The sequence below is a fragment of the Echinicola pacifica DSM 19836 genome (assembly GCF_000373245.1).
Classification (GTDB): Bacteria; Bacteroidota; Bacteroidia; order Cytophagales; family Cyclobacteriaceae; genus Echinicola; species Echinicola pacifica.
On the sequence record NZ_KB890738.1, the window covers coordinates 662,859 to 679,771 of the forward strand.

The window sequence follows — 16,913 nt, forward strand, 5'->3', positions numbered from 1 at the left end:
TATGTATGAGAAACTAACCAAATGTCCACTTTGCCAAAGTGGACATTTTCGTAACCACCTAGTCGTAAAAGACCATAGTGTATCGCAGGAATCATTTATTATTTGCAAATGCGATGAGTGTAACTTTTTGTTTACTAACCCTCGACCTTCTGTGGATGAAATAGGGAAATATTATAAATCCCAGAACTATATCTCCCATACTAATAAAGCCAATAATATGGTGAATAGGGTTTATAAGCAAGTAAGGAAGATTACATTAAAACAAAAGCTAAATTGGGTCATAGGTTATACCAAGACTAAAGGGAAGCGTCTATTAGATTATGGCTGTGGTACTGGCCACTTCCCAGCTTACGCACAGTCCAAGGGCTGGGATACCGTGGGAATCGAGCCCAATGCAGACGCCGCCAAACTGGCTTCGCAGGATTTTGGTATTAAGGTCTATAATAATCTTGCAGCCATAGATAAAGAGAAGAAATTCGATGCCATCACCTTATTTCATGTATTGGAGCATATACATGAGCTAGATCATACGATACATCTCCTGCTAAGCAAACTCAAGAGCAGAGGTATATTATTATTGGCTGTGCCAAACCATGATTCACATGACGCTGCGGTATATAAAGAAAACTGGGCGGCCTATGATGTACCAAGGCATTTATACCACTTCAATCAGGAAAGTATGGCAAGACTGGCAGAGAAGTATAATATGAAGATAGTGGATACCAAACCCATGATATTTGACAGCTATTATGTGTCCTTATTATCAAGTGAGATAATTTATAATAAGAAAAATATAATTGAATCCATAAAAACAGGATATACCTCAAATAATTTAGCCAAAAAGGATAATAACTACTCCAGCCTATTATTTATTTTGAAGAAAAAATAATGAAAAATAGCAATTATATATTTAGATCTATTATTGCATTAACCGCAATAATGCTTTGCTATGCATGTGCAAAGCAAAGCTCACCAATGGGAGGACCAAAGGACGAAGAAGCCCCAACATTATTATCCTCAAACCCCAAAGACCAAAGTCTAAATATAAAGCCCAAGGAAATCATACTGACTTTTGACGAATACATCAAAACCGATAATCCTACCAGAAACATCCTTATTACCCCAAGTCTTCAAAAGGATAAAATGGAAATATTGGCGGTAAAAAATGAACTGAGAATAAAGCTCAACCAAGAGCTGGAAGACAGCACCACCTATGTATTTAATTTCCAAAAGAGCATTCAGGATATATCTGAAAGTAATCCAGCGGAGAATCTTAAACTGGTATTTTCGACAGGAAATATGATTGATAGCTTGTCCTTCTCCGGTAAAGTGGAATATATAATGCCTCAGAAGAAGCCTGATATAGAGGATGTGATCGTGGGCTTATATAGGATAGAAGATGACACGATGGATGTGTTTACCGATCCACCGTATTACCTCACACAGACGGACACGGCGGGTCGATTTGAGATCACGAATATCAAGGCTGGAACCTATCGTGGATATGCCTGGCACGATACCAATAATACTTCTAAAGCAGAGGATAAGAGCGAGGATTACGGGTTCATCGCCGACACCATCAGAATACATGAGAACGTAAGGGACGCCCATTTCAATATCTATAGAGGAAATCTGTCCGTCTTTAAGATTAACAGAAGCTCAGCATCAGGAGGAAATTATGATATAGTCTTAAGTAAGATACCATCAAAATTCACCATCAATCAGGAAGGCATAGGCAGTGATTTAACGTATAGAATAAAGGATAAAAATATTCGTCTTTATCATGAAGTACTGCCAAATGACAGTATTCCTATAAGATTAAATGCCGTGGACTCGGTAGGGTTTAAGGTTGATACCACCTTATATGCAAAGTTTGAAGAAAGCGAAAGGAAGCTGGAAAAGCTAGAGATTACCTTGGCGAAGGAAAAGGAATTCTTAGGGACTATCAAAACCCATATCACCTTCAATAAGCCACTTGCAAGCCTATCCTACGATTCCTTATTCATCCAGTATGATTCAGCTGCATATATTAATATAGGATCAGAAAACGTATATTTAGAAGACAGTATAGTTCGTAGCAAATTGTGGATAGAGGTCCCAGTCCAGGATAGTCTCAGCAACGCTACTTATCAGCTCTTCGCAGCAGATTCCACCTTCATGGATGTGGAAGGTCTATATAATGAAAAGGAGATAAAGACCAATTTTAAGAAGCTAAATGAGGAGAACTTAGCAGATGAGGTTAAAGGGAAAGTCCTTACTGAGCTCTCTCCATTGATCGTGCAGTTACGCTCAAAAGACGGCACAATAGTCAAGGAACAGTACCTAAATGAGGGCAATGAATATACCTTCAAGAAGATACCTGCTGGAGAATATCAAATCCAAGTGATAGCAGATCTTAATAATAATAAGAAATGGGATCCGGGAAACTACCTGGAAAGGCGACAGCCAGAACCAATATTCTATTATTTCGATGCTGAAAAGAGGAGCAATTTGATCCTATTGAGAGGTAAATGGACCCTTCAAAACATCAATATTAACGAAAGACGAGCATCAGGCTTAGCAGTACCTAAAATGGAGAATCAGCCTGAAATGCCAGCGGAGGCCGATACTGAAATACCAGAAATGTAGATAAGTGTTGGTATAGATGTGAATAAGTGTTTATATGGTATGGACAAAGTAGGACTTATCCCGATGTACTAAGGCACATCGGGATAATTTTTTTACCTCTGGGGATAAGCCCTCTTTTATACACGAGTATCCACATTCCTACACACAGAGAGTAGTGCACATCAAGAAAGTGATAAGCTTATGCACATAATCAGTCCAAATGAAAATAATCACTTACAGCCAGTAAGTTACAAGTGGATAATATGTGGATTAAGGGTGAATAAAGCGTGGGAAAGCAAGACAAATAATGTGGGTAAAAATAAATAAAATACTTACCCACAAATCCACACCTTAATAACTATAATAGTTTTTTATTTAAATAAGTAAATATATATATATATAGGGTGTGGAAAAGAAATTGAGAAAAGGGAGATGATTTCTCGGAATGGAGACCTTGGTTTATGGCCATGAAGGAAAAAGAAGTTTGGCTAAAAAAAGCTGGATTTGGATCAAAAGGAATATTTCTCAAAATCGATAAAAAAGTATTTTATAAACTTAAAAATGGATAACTTTAAAATCGTGGTCCCTTAGAATATTCCTGGGCAAGCGGAATGGTATCAGAAAAAAAATGCGAAATATGAAGCGCGTATTATTCATAATTTTAGGTTTAGTCTTTTGCACCTTCGATATGGCCATGGGCCAGGACAAACTGTATTTTACAGATTTCTATTTGTCTGCCGGTTATAGAAACCAACCTTATACCGATTTAGCTAATTATCTGGATAATGCCGGTTATGAAACTTTTAATGCTCAATCGGGTACTTTGGGGGCGGGATTTTCTTATGTGGCCTTATCAGGATTAGGTTTTTTTGCAGAAAGTGAATTTACCCTTAACAAGAAACGCTTCGAAAATGAATTTGTAAATTATCGATACAGACCATTCCATATCACTGCCGGCCTCCAGTACCACTGGAAGAATACCATCACAGATGAATGGAGAATCTATCCAAAACTAGGTTTATACTACGGAACGACCTCTCTCGACCTAATCACTAAGGATCTGGTGACTGACTTCAATGAAAACCTAATGGGAGGCATGAATACCAGTTTTCTCTATCAGCGAAATCTTGGACTCAATATCAGCTTAAATGCCGATAGGCTTTTGGGTGCTTTCTTGAAGCCTACCACGCAGGTCGGGGTATATTCCAGAATGGGACTGCAAGTGGGATATATGCTGAATTTATACTCCAGCGTCACCCAGCTACGCAGAAATTTCAGCCCTGATATTCGCAAAGACCTAATCATCTCCAATGCCCCGGAATTTGATCCAAGTGCTTTTTATGTCAAATTGAATTTCGCCATTGGTAAATTTGAAAAAGAAAAAAATTAAGTAACGGCACTTCAAGCGCCATTATGCCATTGAATATCCTTTCTAATCAATACCCATTGTATGCCAGCCACAGTAAGTAAGTTTTCCAGACCTTTGGCCTTTATCGGCCTTATTTTTTTTAGTTCTCTCAGCCTATATGCCAAAACCGATACGGTAAAAGTGTATAGTGAAAAGATGCAAAAATCCATTCCAAATCTTATCATCAGCCCATCCGAATATGATGAAGAAGAAACTTATGCTACGGTATATTTACTGCATGGAGCAGGGGCGGATTATACTGCTTGGTCTGGCATAGCCGATTTGCAGCTATTTGCAGACACCTACAAGCTTCTAATCGTTTGTCCGGATGCAGGTGTTACAAGTTGGTATTTCGACAGCCCAGAGGACCCTCAAATGCAATATGAGACTTTTGTGACAGAAGAATTGATCACTTACGTTGAAAAACACTATTCTACCAAGCAGGATCGACGTTTCCGGGCCATTACAGGATTGAGTATGGGTGGGCATGGAGCCTTGTATTTGGCACTAAGACATCAGGATCTATGGTCCGTGGCAGGAAGTACCAGTGGCGGGGTGGACATTCGGCCTTTTCCGAGGAACTGGGATATAGCAAAGCGGCTGGGAGCCTATGCGGATCACCCTGAGCGCTGGGAGGAAAATACGGTGATCAATATGCTATATCTCCTCGATGGCAAATCGATGAACCTGATTATTGATTGTGGAGTGGATGATTTTTTTTATGATGCCAATAAGAGGCTTCATCAGAAATTAGAAGAGCGTAATATTCCACATGATTTCATTGCCAGACCGGGAGCTCATAATCATAAGTATTGGCACAATTCGATTCAATATCAGATGATGTATATCGCCAATTGCTTTGCCAATAATGCCAATTAAGACCGGGAATATATTTTATAAATGAAAGCTTCAACAAGTTATTTTTTACCCATTTAACCTCCATTTTCACCATGCTGGAGAAAGCAGATTTATGTGCAGGAGATTAAGTGTTTTTAATAGTATTGTGGATAGAAACCTTGATAAATGGCATTCATGCTATTTAAGGCTGGATTAGGACAAAGGTTATAATTTCCTACAGTAATAAGAAATTTAGTCTGGCTGCATCATTTCTTTTTTTTCCTTCATATAATAGCTATAAATCAGTGTTTTATACCAATATTATTTTTAAATTACTAAGGCTTTTTTTATAAAAAATAGTATGCATGCATACAAAATATTCTTATATTTCGTTAAGGATATAAACAGCCCAAAGTAATGAAGCCTGAAGAGACCGTAGATTTTCATATCAAAAGTGCCTGGCATGCGATATCCAGGATGTATAACCAGAAGGCGGTTGAGCAGGGTTTCACTACATCCATAGGCTTTGTACTTATCAATATCAACAGTAAGGAAGGGACTCCGGCCACGAAGATCGCCCCGCTGATGGGGATGGAAGCGAGGAGTCTCACTCGAATATTAAAGTCAATGGAAGAAAAGGGGCTGATTTTTAGGCAGCCTGATCTAGTTGACAAGCGATCTGTCCGCATATTTTTGACCCTCGAGGGAAAGCGGAAAAAGGACCTATCAGTCGCCACCATCAAGGGATTTAATGAAGCTGTCCGGGAGCTGGTGAGCGAGGAGGAGCTTGAGCAGTTTGTCAAGGTCTTCCAAAGAATCAATCAAGTAATCGAAAATCAAATAATAGCAGACAATTAGCCGTAATAGGCCAACAAAAAAACCTAAATCTATGAAACGAACCATTGAGAAGATTGCCGTATTAGGTTCCGGAATCATGGGGTCCAGAATAGCCTGTCATTTTGCCAATATTGGGGTGAAAGTGCTACTGTTGGACATTGTTCCGAGAGAGCTTAATGAGGAGGAGATCAAAAAAGGACTGACCAAAGAAAGTATTGAGGTGCGCAACCGTCCGGTGAATGAAGCCTTGCAAAAGACCCTAAAATCAAAGCCATCTCCAATTTATGATTTGGACTTTGTCAATAGAATTGATACTGGAAATTTTGATGATGACTTAGAGAAAATCGCCAGCTGCGACTGGGTCATAGAAGTGGTCGTGGAAAGGCTCGACATCAAGCAGTCCCTCTATGAGAAGGTAGAAAAATACCGTAAACCAGGAACGCTCATCACTTCCAATACTTCCGGGATTCCGATGCATATGCTGAGCGAAGGAAGATCAGAGGACTTTCAACGTAATTTCTGCGGATCTCACTTTTTTAACCCTCCGCGATACCTGCGCCTACTGGAGATTATCCCCGGTCCAAAGACCGATCCAGAAATTATCGATTTTCTCATGGATTACGGTGACCGGCACTTGGGTAAGGAGACGGTGCTCTGTAAAGATACCCCTGCTTTCATCGCCAATAGAATCGGCGTATATGCCATGATGTCGGGCATGCACATTATAGAAGAGCAGGGACTGTCAGTTTCCGAAGTGGACAAGCTTACCGGCACGGTGATAGGCCGGGCAAAATCCGCCACCTTCCGAACTATGGATGTGGTGGGCCTGGATACCATGGTAAATGTGGCCAGCAACCTGAGCAAGGTCCTCAAACACGATGAATCCAGGGCTCAATTTGAGTTGCCGGCAATCGTACAATACTTATCCGAAAACAAATGGCTCGGTGATAAGTCGGGTCAGGGATTCTTCCATATGATCCGCCACAAAGATGGATCTAAGGAACTGAAGGAAATCGATCTGCAGACAAAAGAATATAAGCCAGTCGAAAAGCCAAAATTCAAAGCCTTGGAAGCTTCCAAGGATATTAATGACCTGAAAGAGCGCATTAAGTTTCTGGTGAACTTTGAGGATAAGGCCGGGGAATTTTATAGAGCCAGTTTCTATGATTTGTTCAGGTATTGCTCCTTTAGGATTCCTGAGATTGCGGATGAGCTTTATCGAATTGACCAGGCGGTATGCGCAGGTTTTGGATGGGAATATGGCCCATTCGAAAATTGGGATATACTGGGGGTGAAGGAGACCACCAGGAAAATGGAAGAGGCTGGTCATAAGCCAGCGGACTGGGTTTATGAAATGCTTGAGGCTGGTCATGATCAGTTTTACAAGGTTGAAAATGGCCGTCGACATTATTACGACATACCTTCCAAAGCGTATAAGGTCATCCCTGGACAGGAGGAATTTATTCTTATAGACACCCTAAAAGCGGCCAATAAGAAAGTATGGGGAAATGCCGGAGCCACCATTTACGATCTTGGGGATGAGGTGATAGGGCTGGAATTCCATACTAAGATGAACTCCCTGGGTCAGGAGGTGATAGAAGGCATAAATACGGCGATTACGATGGCGGAAAAAGACTATAAGGGTCTGGTGATAGCCAATGAAGGAGCTAACTTCTCAGCGGGGGCCAATCTGGCCATGCTGTTTATGTTTGCAGGAGACCAGGAGTTTGATGAGATCAATCTGATGATCGCTCAATTTCAGAAAACCATGATGCGGGTGAGATACAGTTCGGTCCCTGTCGTGGTGGCTCCACATAATATGGCCCTTGGTGGCGGATGTGAGATGTCACTGCATGCCGATGCGGTCCAGGCTCATGCTGAGTTGTATATGGGTTTGGTGGAATTTGGTGTGGGCTTGATCCCTGCTGGAGGAGGTACCAAAGAGATGACCCTTCGCTTCTCGAATGCCACCCATCAGGGGGATGTAGAACTTAATAGGCTTCAGGAGTATTTCATGAATATTGCGACAGCTAAAGTCTCTACTTCCGCAGAAGAGGCGCGCGGCCTAGGATACCTGCAGGCTAAGGACAGCATCACCCTCAACCGTAAGCGACAGCTGGCGGAGGCGAAGTCCAAGGTCATTGCCTTATATGATGAAGGATATACGCAACCCATTCAGCAGACCGATATCCGAGTGCTTGGCAAGACTTCCCTGGCCTTATTTGAAGCCGGAATTACTGGAATGCAGTTTGGCAAATATATATCTGACCATGACGCCAAGATCGCGAGAAAACTCGCCTGGGTGATGAGCGGAGGAGATCTTTCGCAGCCTACTCTCGTGAGCGAGCAGTACCTCTTGGATCTCGAAAGAGAAGCATTCTTGAGCTTGACGGGCGAGCAGAAGACCATTGAGCGTATCCACAGCATCCTGTTTAAGGGTAAGCCTCTGAGAAATTAGCGAGATTTTCATTCCTGCTGATTTGGGCTGATACCTGATTTGGCTGGAAGGTGAATAGGCTAAATTATTTCTTGAGCAGCGCTATTTGGCCTATGATTTAGGGGCAATAGAAATTCTCTTGATAATAGATTAAATAATAATTGAACCAAAAGTTAGTCCTGTGGCTAGCTACTAAAATCTAGATACTCATATGGAATCTTATATAATCAATGGATATAGAACAGCGGTAGGGAAATCCAAAAAGGGTGGATTCCGCTTTTACCGGCCAGATGATCTGGCGGTGGATGTGATCAAGCATCTAATAGCAGACACACCAGGATTGGAAGCCAATATGGTGGATGATCTCATCGTGGGAAATGCCGTGCCGGAAGCAGAACAAGGCATGCAAATGGGCAGGATGATATCGCTGATGGCTCTTGGCAAAGAAGTTCCGGGATTTGTACTCAACCGGTATTGCGGGTCTGGCTTAGAAGCCATTGCCATTGCCTCAGCAAAGATAAAAGCCGGAATGGCCGACTGCATCATTGCAGGGGGCACGGAGTCCATGTCCTTGGTGCCAATGATGGGGTATAAGACGGCGCTGAACTGGAAGATCGCTTCTGAGCATCCGGAGTATTACCTGAGCATGGGACTTACGGCGGAGGAGCTTGCCAAGGACTATAATGTCTCCCGGGAGGACTCGGATCAGTTTGCAGTAACCTCTCACGAGCGGGCCATAGCAGCGATCAAGGCGGGTAAGTTTAAGGAAGAGATCCTTCCCATCAATGTGGAAGAAACTTATCTGGATGAAGATGGCAGGAAAAAGACGAGGACTTATGTGGTGGACACTGATGAGGGTCCCAGACCGGGAACCAGCATGGAGGTATTGAGTAAATTGAAGCCGGCATTTAAGCAGGGCGGTCAGGTGACAGCGGGTAATTCCTCCCAGACTTCCGATGGCGCCTCATTTACAGTGCTCATGTCTGAGCGACTGATGAAGCAGCTCAACTTGGAGCCTATGGCTCGACTCATGAGTTATTCCGTGGCTGGGGTCGATCCGAGGATCATGGGTATAGGACCCAAAGAGGCGGTCCCCAAAGCCCTAAAGCAAGCGGGTCTTAGCCTTCAAGATATTGATTTGATAGAGCTGAATGAAGCCTTTGCAGCCCAGGCGCTGGCGGTGATCCGATCCCTGGATATGGATCATGAGATCGTCAATGTCAACGGTGGCGCCGTCGCACTAGGACACCCACTCGGATGTACCGGGGCAAAACTCACCGTGCAAATGATGCATGAGCTAGGACGTAGAAATCAGAAATACGGACTCATCACCGCCTGTGTAGGTGGCGGACAAGGCGTCGCTGGCGTTATCGAATTGTTGAAATAGGATGTAGGCTTTGCTGGATGGAGCTTATCTATTGTATAGGCAGTCCATCAGTGCAGAATTCGGTTTGGAAGTAGTCTTTTTTATTCGCCTTTCAGGCAAAAGAAATTTTCTAAACCGTCCCAATTCCTTTTCACGAAAAGTAAAAATGATAGCCTACTGATTTTAGATCTCAGCCAATGTGCAGGTCCTAAGTCTAGCCTCAGTGCTCTAATATCACAAAAATATATACTATGGAAGCAATAAATAAAAATACGATCAACGGTGGGGAGTTTTTGGTGCGGGACACCGAAGCTCAGGATATATTTATCCCAGCGGAGTTTTCGGAGGAGCAGCGCATGATGGCGCAGGCTTGTCAGGATTTTATCGATACAGAAATAGCGCCGAAGGCGGACGAAATAGACAGCATGAAGGATCCAGAGCTGGTGCCCGGCATTCTTAAGAAAGCAGGAGAGCTAGGCTTGCTTGGGATTTCGGTTCCTGAGGCTTACCAAGGCCTAGGGATGAGTTTCAATACCTCCATGTTGATAGCGGATATCATCGGTGCGGCAGGATCATTTTCTACCACCTATGGAGCACATACAGGCATAGGTACCTTGCCGATATTATTTTATGGCACGGAGGATCAGAAGCAGAAGTACCTCCCAAAACTAGCTACAGGAGAATGGGCGGCATGTTACTGCCTGACAGAGCCCGATGCGGGATCGGATGCCAACAGCGGAAAGACCAAGGCTAGTCTCACTGAGGATGGTAAACATTACCTGCTCAATGGCCAGAAAATGTGGATTTCCAATGGGGGTTTTGCCGATATATTTATTGTTTTCGCCAAGATAGAAGATGACAAAAACCTCACTGCTTTTATTGTGGAGAAGTCTTTTGGCGGCATTACGATGAATGAAGAGGAGAAAAAGATGGGTATCAAAGGCTCATCTACGCGGCAGGTATTCTTCAATGACTGCCAGGTGCCGGTGGAAAATATGCTCTCTGATCGTCAAAATGGATTTAAGATTGCCGTAAATATTCTGAATATAGGAAGGGTAAAACTAGGTGCCGGCGTATTGGGAGGCTGCCGAAAGGTGCTCAAAGATGCCCTGGGTTATGCCTCTGAGCGTAAGCAATTTGGCGTTTCAATCGACACTTTCGGTGCGATCCAATCCAAGTTGGCGGAGATGGCGATCAAAACATATGTGAGTGAGTCGCTTTGCTATCGATTGGGTCAAAATATCGAAGACCGTATCGATGCCCTGGCCAGCGAGGGTATGGAGATCAACAAGGCGAAGCTGAAAGGCGTGGAGCAGTTTGCAATTGAATGCGCCATAGCCAAAGTCCATGGTTCTGAAATATTGGATTATGTGGTAGACCAAGGCGTCCAAATCTATGGTGGCATGGGCTATTCGGCGGATGCGCCCATGGAGAGAGCTTATCGGGATGCACGGATTTCCAGAATCTATGAAGGCACCAATGAGATCAACCGTATGCTCATGGTGGGCATGCTCCTTAAAAGGGCCATGAAGGGCGAGATCAACCTCTTTGCTCCTGCACAGGCCGTGGCTGCTGAGCTCGTGGCAGTTCCCTCTTTTGCTTCCATGGATACCTCAGCACTATTTGCCGTGGAAAAAGACATCCTATCAAAGCTTAAGAAGGTATTTTTGATGGTTGGTGGAAAAGCTGCCATGACCCTTCAGGCAAAACTGGATGAGGAACAGGAAATCATGATGAATCTTGCTGATATTATGATCGAAATATATGCAGCAGAATCTGCCTTGCTACGTACCGAAAAAAGAGCAGCGATGAAAGGAGAAGGAAATTGCAAAATGCAGATTGCTATGACTCGGGTGTACCTGTCCGAAGCAGTGGACAAGATCCAAGTGGCGGGAAAAGAGGCGATCGCCTCCTTTGTCACCGGAGACGAGCAGAAAGTGATGCTGATGGGGCTGAAGCGTTTTACCAAAATGGACCCGATCAATGTCAAAGAGCTCAGAAGACAGGTGGCCGCAGACCTGATTAGCAAGGGTAAATATTCTTATTTTGATTAAATAGGAATGAATGACTTGTGAATAATTTCCTTACTTGTAATGACAAGTAAAATATAAGATCACCTACTTAATAAAATGGCGCTGAATGGTGGATTCTGAAGATGGATCCACGGTTCAGCGCCTTTTTTATCGTGATTTTTGGGGTTTAAAATGCTGTCATCTTATCTCAGCCATTTCTTCTTTTTGAAATAGATAAAGGGTAATAAGGCGGATAAAACCATCAGAATCATCACTATCGGGTACCCATATCTGGACTCCAACTCAGGCATGACCTCGAAGTTCATCCCATAAACGCCCGCAATGAAAGTGGGAAGAGAAATACAAACAGTCACCACAGTGAGCATCTTAAAAATATGGTTTTGCTCCAGATCAATTTTATTGGACACATTTTCCTTTAAATCATCCAGACGGTCAAAATTAAACTGTATATAATCTGATACTGCTGACAGGTCATTTAGCTCTATCTGGATACTGTTTTTTACGCCTGCCTTTTTCTCCCAATCACTTTTCATGTACAAGGTAAATACCCTTGTGGCTTCCAGCAATGCCTCTTTGATCAATAAATTACTAAAATTATGCTTGGTGATAATGTCCAATTCCTCATTAGAAAACTCCTTATCAATTAAAATCTGATTGGCGAGCACCTTGATTTTTTTGGTCAGGCTCTCTGTAATATCTGCGAAATAGTCAGAGATAAACTCAAATTGAAACATAAAGATATTGGCGTGATAGGCTGTTCTTTGGATGGCTTTTACCTTTTTGGAGTAGATTTCATTGAAAAAATCATCCAACTCGGTGCTTGAAAATAAAAATAATCCCACCTTAGAAACAATAATAAATACAGGTTCTTCCACCATTTTTTTATCCTTATTGAGATAGGGAATGGAAAAGTGAAAGGAAGCCTGGTTTTCATTTTCTAAAAAGTGGGAGCTGATCTCAATGTCCTCATAATGCTTCATGATGGTGAAATCCAGATCATAATGGGCACTGAGCCATTTCAATTCCTTTTCCGTATAATTCACAAATTGCATCAAAAGAAAATCCATTGGCGCATCTGGGATTTCACTTGTGCTGGTGAGTTTTAGGAGTTTCTTATCTTTAAATAAAATTTCTATCATCGTATCGCTAATTTATGCGGACCTAAACCTTCACTTGCTGGATAGGACACTTGATTTTGGCCTGGGCCAAGTAGGTAATATTCAGATACAGCTTCAGGTCTAGTAAAGACAATCTTCTAAGGAATTTATTCCTTTTACCCAGCTGCCTAACGATGCGCGCCTCTCCAAGCTAGCTAAAGGATACATGCAGGATAATAAATTACCTTAGAAGAATACCTGGATTCCTATCGATCATTTCCAATTATCTGCGACAATATAATGTTTTAATGATTAGTCATTTGCTTTAAATTTAAAAGTAAATCGAAAATGGATAATCACTGCTTTTGATAGTTGCCCAAATGCTTTTTCTATTATCAGCTCTTTTTATGGTAGAGGGTCAATTGCGGATACTACTCCAATAAGTCCAGAATATAAATAAACCTTGTAAGGGGATTCTAAAAAGTAAATAGCTGGGTCCATTGCCGGAATAGTTCCCTTTTTCGAAGTTCACCTCGTATAATGATGCATAAATATTGGCGGGAAGCATCATCACTAAGAAGACGATAAGGGCCCAGGCAGATAGAAATTGAAGCTTTGGAATCAACAGGCCGATGGCCAATAGAATTTCTAAAATTCCCGTAAGGAAAACCAGGCTTTCTTTAAATGGGACCACTGGAGGAATCATCATCGCCATACCTTTGCTAAAGACAAAATGACCTATGGAGGTGAAGATCAGCATGCTGGCCATGGCAATTCTGGCGGCGAGGAAAATATCAAATTGCCTGGTGAGCCATTTTATTATCAAAAGGGCTAGGAAAAAACTTATAAACAATACGATCAAAGGTTTCATATTTATCTGCTTTTAGGACTCGACAAAGTTCCTAAAAGGCCGACGATCCTACAATGAACCTAGGTTAAGTAATGCGCTTCCTAATTCGGCTGAGGGCTTGTGGTGTTACTCCGATATAGGAGGAAATATACTTGAGGGGAATTTCCCGAATTAGCTTTGGCCTATCTGAAAATAGGTCCAGATAACGTTCTTCGGCCGTTTTGCTTAATAAAGCTAATTCTCGTTTCGATTTGACCAAATACATGTTTTCAGCCATCCTGCGGCCAATACTATTTCCGATCGAGGTATTTTCATAAACCGATTGCAGGTCTGGATAAGAAATTCTCCACATATGGGTTTTGGCGAGGGTTTCTATCTGGTAAGCGGAAGGCAGGCGAGTCAGGAAGGAATCATAAGCGGTCACAAATTCATTTTCGAAGACAAAACCAAAAGTCATATCGTATTCCTCCTTTGGAATAAAAAGCCTAACCATGCCTTCAGTGATAAACGATAGGTGATTTTCTACCTCTCCGATTTTTAGTAAGCTTGCATTTTTTTCCAGTTTTACCTCCTCTAATCTGGAAGAGAAATACTGCCAGTCCCTATCGCTGATCGGAGATAGAGAATCAATAAATTTTCTAAGCGCTTTCATTTTCTAGTGGGCTAGATTTCGTAAAAGTCTATGTTTATAATGGGGCAGAAACTATAAAACCCGCCATGGCGGGTTTTATAATCAGTGGCTAAGCGCTCTTTATTTCTATTAGATATCCAGTTTATAGCCATTTTGATAATTATAATGCATCAGTTTTTCTGCTTTGGCATTATTTTCAAATTGCTGTTCGTAAGGATTCCAGGAGAGTTTTTCCTGAAGCTTATTAGCGATATTTCCGAGGGTACATACGGTACAGGTACTATGACCGATCTCCACGGGGGCGATAGGGTCTTTTCTTCGGATCACACTTTCTATAAAGTCGATATAATGTGGTGGTGCCTGAATGGAACTTTGAATGCCTTTAGGCACGACCAATTCAGGAATGGAGGATTTGAATTCGCCTCTACTTACCTGTATCCAACCATCAGTGCCGGTAAATTCCACACCGCGGGTATCGCCATTATAGGGCTCTGCGGTCATTTTTATCCCGCTTTCATACTCAAAAGTCAAGGGACTGCTGCTGGATTCCGGGCTGACAGAAATCGGTCCATGCCTATCCATTCCTAATCCCCACTGGGCGATATCGAACATATGTGCACCCCAGTCGGTCATGAGTCCACCGCCAGTTTCCTGATACCAACGCCAAGCGCCCCAGCTATTTTCATTTACTGGTGGATCGATGCTGATGGATGGATTCAGTTCCTGATTGAAGTGTACCGAGGGAATTGGCCCTAGCCACAGGTCCCAATTGAGGTCTGCAGGAATAGCTTGTTTTGGTAGATCGTAAGGTTTCGGAGAAGTGGGTGAGCCGACATTGGCTTTGACATGTTTGATTTTGCCTAGAGCACCCTTATGGACCATATGCACGGCATATTGGAAGTTGTCTTCAGATCGCTGCTGGCTTCCTGTGGCCAAGACAATATTATTATCTCTCACGGCTTTGACTAAAGCCTTTCCTTCATTGATAGTGAAGGTGAGTGGTTTTTCCAGATAGACATCTTTTTTTGCTTTGCAAGCATCGATGGCCATTTGCGCATGCCAGAAATCCGGACTTGCAATTACCACTGCATCTATATCATTTCTTGATAGTAAGTCTTGATATCTCTCAAAAGTAGGCACATCTTCAGGCTTTTTGCCATAGTGAGCCGCCACTTTCTGCTGGAATCGCGTGCGTTTAGCGCCATATACGTCACAGCCGGCGATTACTTCCACTTGTGGGATTTTCATCATTCCATTCAGAATGCCGTTGGCTTGCCTGCCCATTCCGATGAACCCAAGTCGGATTTTTGACTCGGCGGAGCGTAGGGATTGGCTGGAGGTGGAAGATGCGAAATTGAGATGAGGAACGATCGATAATCCTAGCGCACCAAGGGCCGATGCGCCCATGAATTTTCTTCTAGAAAAATCAGATTGATTTTTATTCTTTGACATGATGATTAATGGTAATAGGGTTTAAGGTTAAAATTTGTTTTCCCTAAATTACCATGTAATGTATTTATTCCTAAATATTTTCCCTTAAAAAGCCTCTTCCAGCTCATATTTCTCGATGGTGAAAAACATTCTTTCGCCAAGGGGGAAATTTCTTCCGGGGTGAGCCTTGATACTCACTTGATGGCCTTCATCATCCATCAATTTCACGATTTGGTGATCCCCATAGAAGAGGGTCCGATGGATCGTCCCACTCAGGGGCTGGTTAGCATCTTTTTTAATTTTAGCATCCTCAGCACGGAAGAGGATTTTTACCTTTTCGTTGAATTTCACAGATTCCGGATCCGGCATAAACCCAAATCCCGAGTAAAAGCCATCTGGCGTAGAGGTGGCCACTATCTCATTTCTCTTTCCAAAGAAATTGGCGACATAGGCGTTAGCAGGGTTGCGATAGATTTCCTCCGGAGGACCTTGCTGCTGAAGGGTTCCCTTATGTAGTATAGCCAAATTGTCAGCTAATGATAGCGCATCTTTGGCATGATGACTGGCGATGATGGCTGTGATGCCTGTGGATTTTACAATGTCTTGAAGGTCCTGTATCATCTCATTCTTAAATCGGGTATCGAGGCTTTTGAATGGATCGTCAAGGAGCAATATCTTTGGCCGTGAGGCCAAAGCTCTGGCTAATGCCGCACGCTGCCGCTGTCCTGAGGAAAGCTGGTGTGGGAAAAGCTTATAGCTGTCCTCTAAACCCACCAAAGCGAGGCTATCGCGTGCTATTTGCGTGCTGTGCTTTTCCTTTGGCTGGAGGGCAACCTTCACGTTTTCCAGTAAGTTTAACTGTGGGAATAGCGCATAATCATCGAATATCACGCCTATTTCCCTTTGCTCAGCGGATATAGCGACCTTACCATTGACGATGGTCTGGCCCGAAAAAATGATGCTGCCCTTATCCGGATGCTCCAGGCCCGCAATGACCTTCAACAAGCTCGTCTTGCCAGATCCATTCTCCCCAACGATCGCCTGAATACTGCCTTCCGCAATTTCCAGGTTTATATCTTGGAGAGCATAGGTCTTTGATTGAGGAAATTTTTTGGACAAATTGGTTATACTGAGCAAACTCATTTCTCGGTCAATAATATAAATGGGTAATACCTTATAAGAAACAAAGGTAAGAGTAATTCTGTTGAAATTAAGGTCTAGGCAGAGGATATAAAGGTGAAGAGGAAAAAGGCCCGATTTATTGGCCAAAAGTGCAGGGGCTGGCCTCAGTATAGGAGACTTTTCCTAGCATAAAAAAGTGTCTTCCATTTTCTTTATTATTATTTAAATCAAATCTAAATAAAAATGTTTTTGTATAT

General features: G+C 42.6%; 13 protein-coding genes. 8 read left to right on the top strand and 5 right to left on the bottom strand.

Features of this window, described 5'->3' with window-relative positions:
• Window position 1 precedes the first annotated feature (1 nt).
• The 8 genes from B050_RS0102770 to B050_RS0102810 all read left to right on the top strand — a co-directional run bounded on the left by B050_RS0102770 (window position 2) and on the right by B050_RS0102810 (window position 11,546).
• On the top strand, window positions 2-889 hold the full coding sequence (locus tag B050_RS0102770; protein WP_026235574.1) for a class I SAM-dependent methyltransferase: 888 nt from the start codon (window positions 2-4) through the stop codon (window positions 887-889).
• 86 nt (window positions 890-975) lie between these two features.
• Entirely contained in the window at window positions 976-2,628 is a 1,653-nt protein-coding gene (locus B050_RS21990) for an Ig-like domain-containing domain (RefSeq protein WP_018472358.1), read from the top strand.
• 616 nt (window positions 2,629-3,244) lie between these two features.
• On the top strand, window positions 3,245-3,997 hold the full coding sequence (locus B050_RS0102785; RefSeq protein WP_157492499.1) for a hypothetical protein: 753 nt from the start codon (window positions 3,245-3,247) through the stop codon (window positions 3,995-3,997).
• 60 nt (window positions 3,998-4,057) lie between these two features.
• Window positions 4,058-4,894, top strand: a complete 837-nt coding sequence (locus B050_RS0102790; RefSeq protein ID WP_018472361.1) for an alpha/beta hydrolase — start codon at window positions 4,058-4,060, stop codon at window positions 4,892-4,894.
• 375 nt (window positions 4,895-5,269) lie between these two features.
• Window positions 5,270-5,710 (top strand): MarR family winged helix-turn-helix transcriptional regulator, encoded by a 441-nt coding sequence (locus tag B050_RS0102795; protein ID WP_018472362.1) that lies wholly within the window; start codon window positions 5,270-5,272, stop codon window positions 5,708-5,710.
• Window positions 5,711-5,741: 31 nt separating this feature from the next.
• On the top strand, window positions 5,742-8,147 hold the full coding sequence (locus tag B050_RS0102800; protein WP_018472363.1) for a 3-hydroxyacyl-CoA dehydrogenase/enoyl-CoA hydratase family protein: 2,406 nt from the start codon (window positions 5,742-5,744) through the stop codon (window positions 8,145-8,147).
• A gap of 190 nt (window positions 8,148-8,337) precedes the next feature.
• Window positions 8,338-9,513 (top strand): thiolase family protein, encoded by a 1,176-nt coding sequence (locus B050_RS0102805; protein ID WP_018472364.1) that lies wholly within the window; start codon window positions 8,338-8,340, stop codon window positions 9,511-9,513.
• A 230-nt stretch (window positions 9,514-9,743) separates the two neighbouring features.
• Window positions 9,744-11,546: an acyl-CoA dehydrogenase family protein gene (locus tag B050_RS0102810; protein ID WP_018472365.1), complete on the top strand. Its 1,803-nt coding sequence runs from the start codon at window positions 9,744-9,746 to the stop codon at window positions 11,544-11,546.
• 161 nt (window positions 11,547-11,707) lie between these two features.
• Here B050_RS0102810 and B050_RS0102815 read toward each other — a convergent pair whose 3' ends face one another.
• The 5 genes from B050_RS0102815 to B050_RS0102835 all read right to left on the bottom strand — a co-directional run bounded on the left by B050_RS0102815 (window position 11,708) and on the right by B050_RS0102835 (window position 16,653).
• The gene (locus B050_RS0102815; protein WP_018472366.1) at window positions 11,708-12,664 is read right to left on the bottom strand and encodes a CorA family divalent cation transporter; all 957 of its coding nucleotides are present in this window, start codon (window positions 12,662-12,664) and stop codon (window positions 11,708-11,710) included.
• Window positions 12,665-13,040: 376 nt separating this feature from the next.
• Window positions 13,041-13,493: a DoxX family protein gene (locus B050_RS0102820; protein WP_018472367.1), complete on the bottom strand. Its 453-nt coding sequence runs from the start codon at window positions 13,491-13,493 to the stop codon at window positions 13,041-13,043.
• A gap of 64 nt (window positions 13,494-13,557) precedes the next feature.
• On the bottom strand, window positions 13,558-14,124 hold the full coding sequence (locus tag B050_RS0102825; protein ID WP_018472368.1) for a Crp/Fnr family transcriptional regulator: 567 nt from the start codon (window positions 14,122-14,124) through the stop codon (window positions 13,558-13,560).
• A gap of 108 nt (window positions 14,125-14,232) precedes the next feature.
• A complete protein-coding gene (locus tag B050_RS0102830) occupies window positions 14,233-15,555 on the bottom strand; it encodes a Gfo/Idh/MocA family protein (protein ID WP_018472369.1) in 1,323 nt (440 codons plus the stop codon).
• Between the two features lie 84 nt (window positions 15,556-15,639).
• Window positions 15,640-16,653: an ABC transporter ATP-binding protein gene (locus tag B050_RS0102835; protein WP_229802419.1), complete on the bottom strand. Its 1,014-nt coding sequence runs from the start codon at window positions 16,651-16,653 to the stop codon at window positions 15,640-15,642.
• Window positions 16,654-16,913 lie beyond the last annotated feature (260 nt).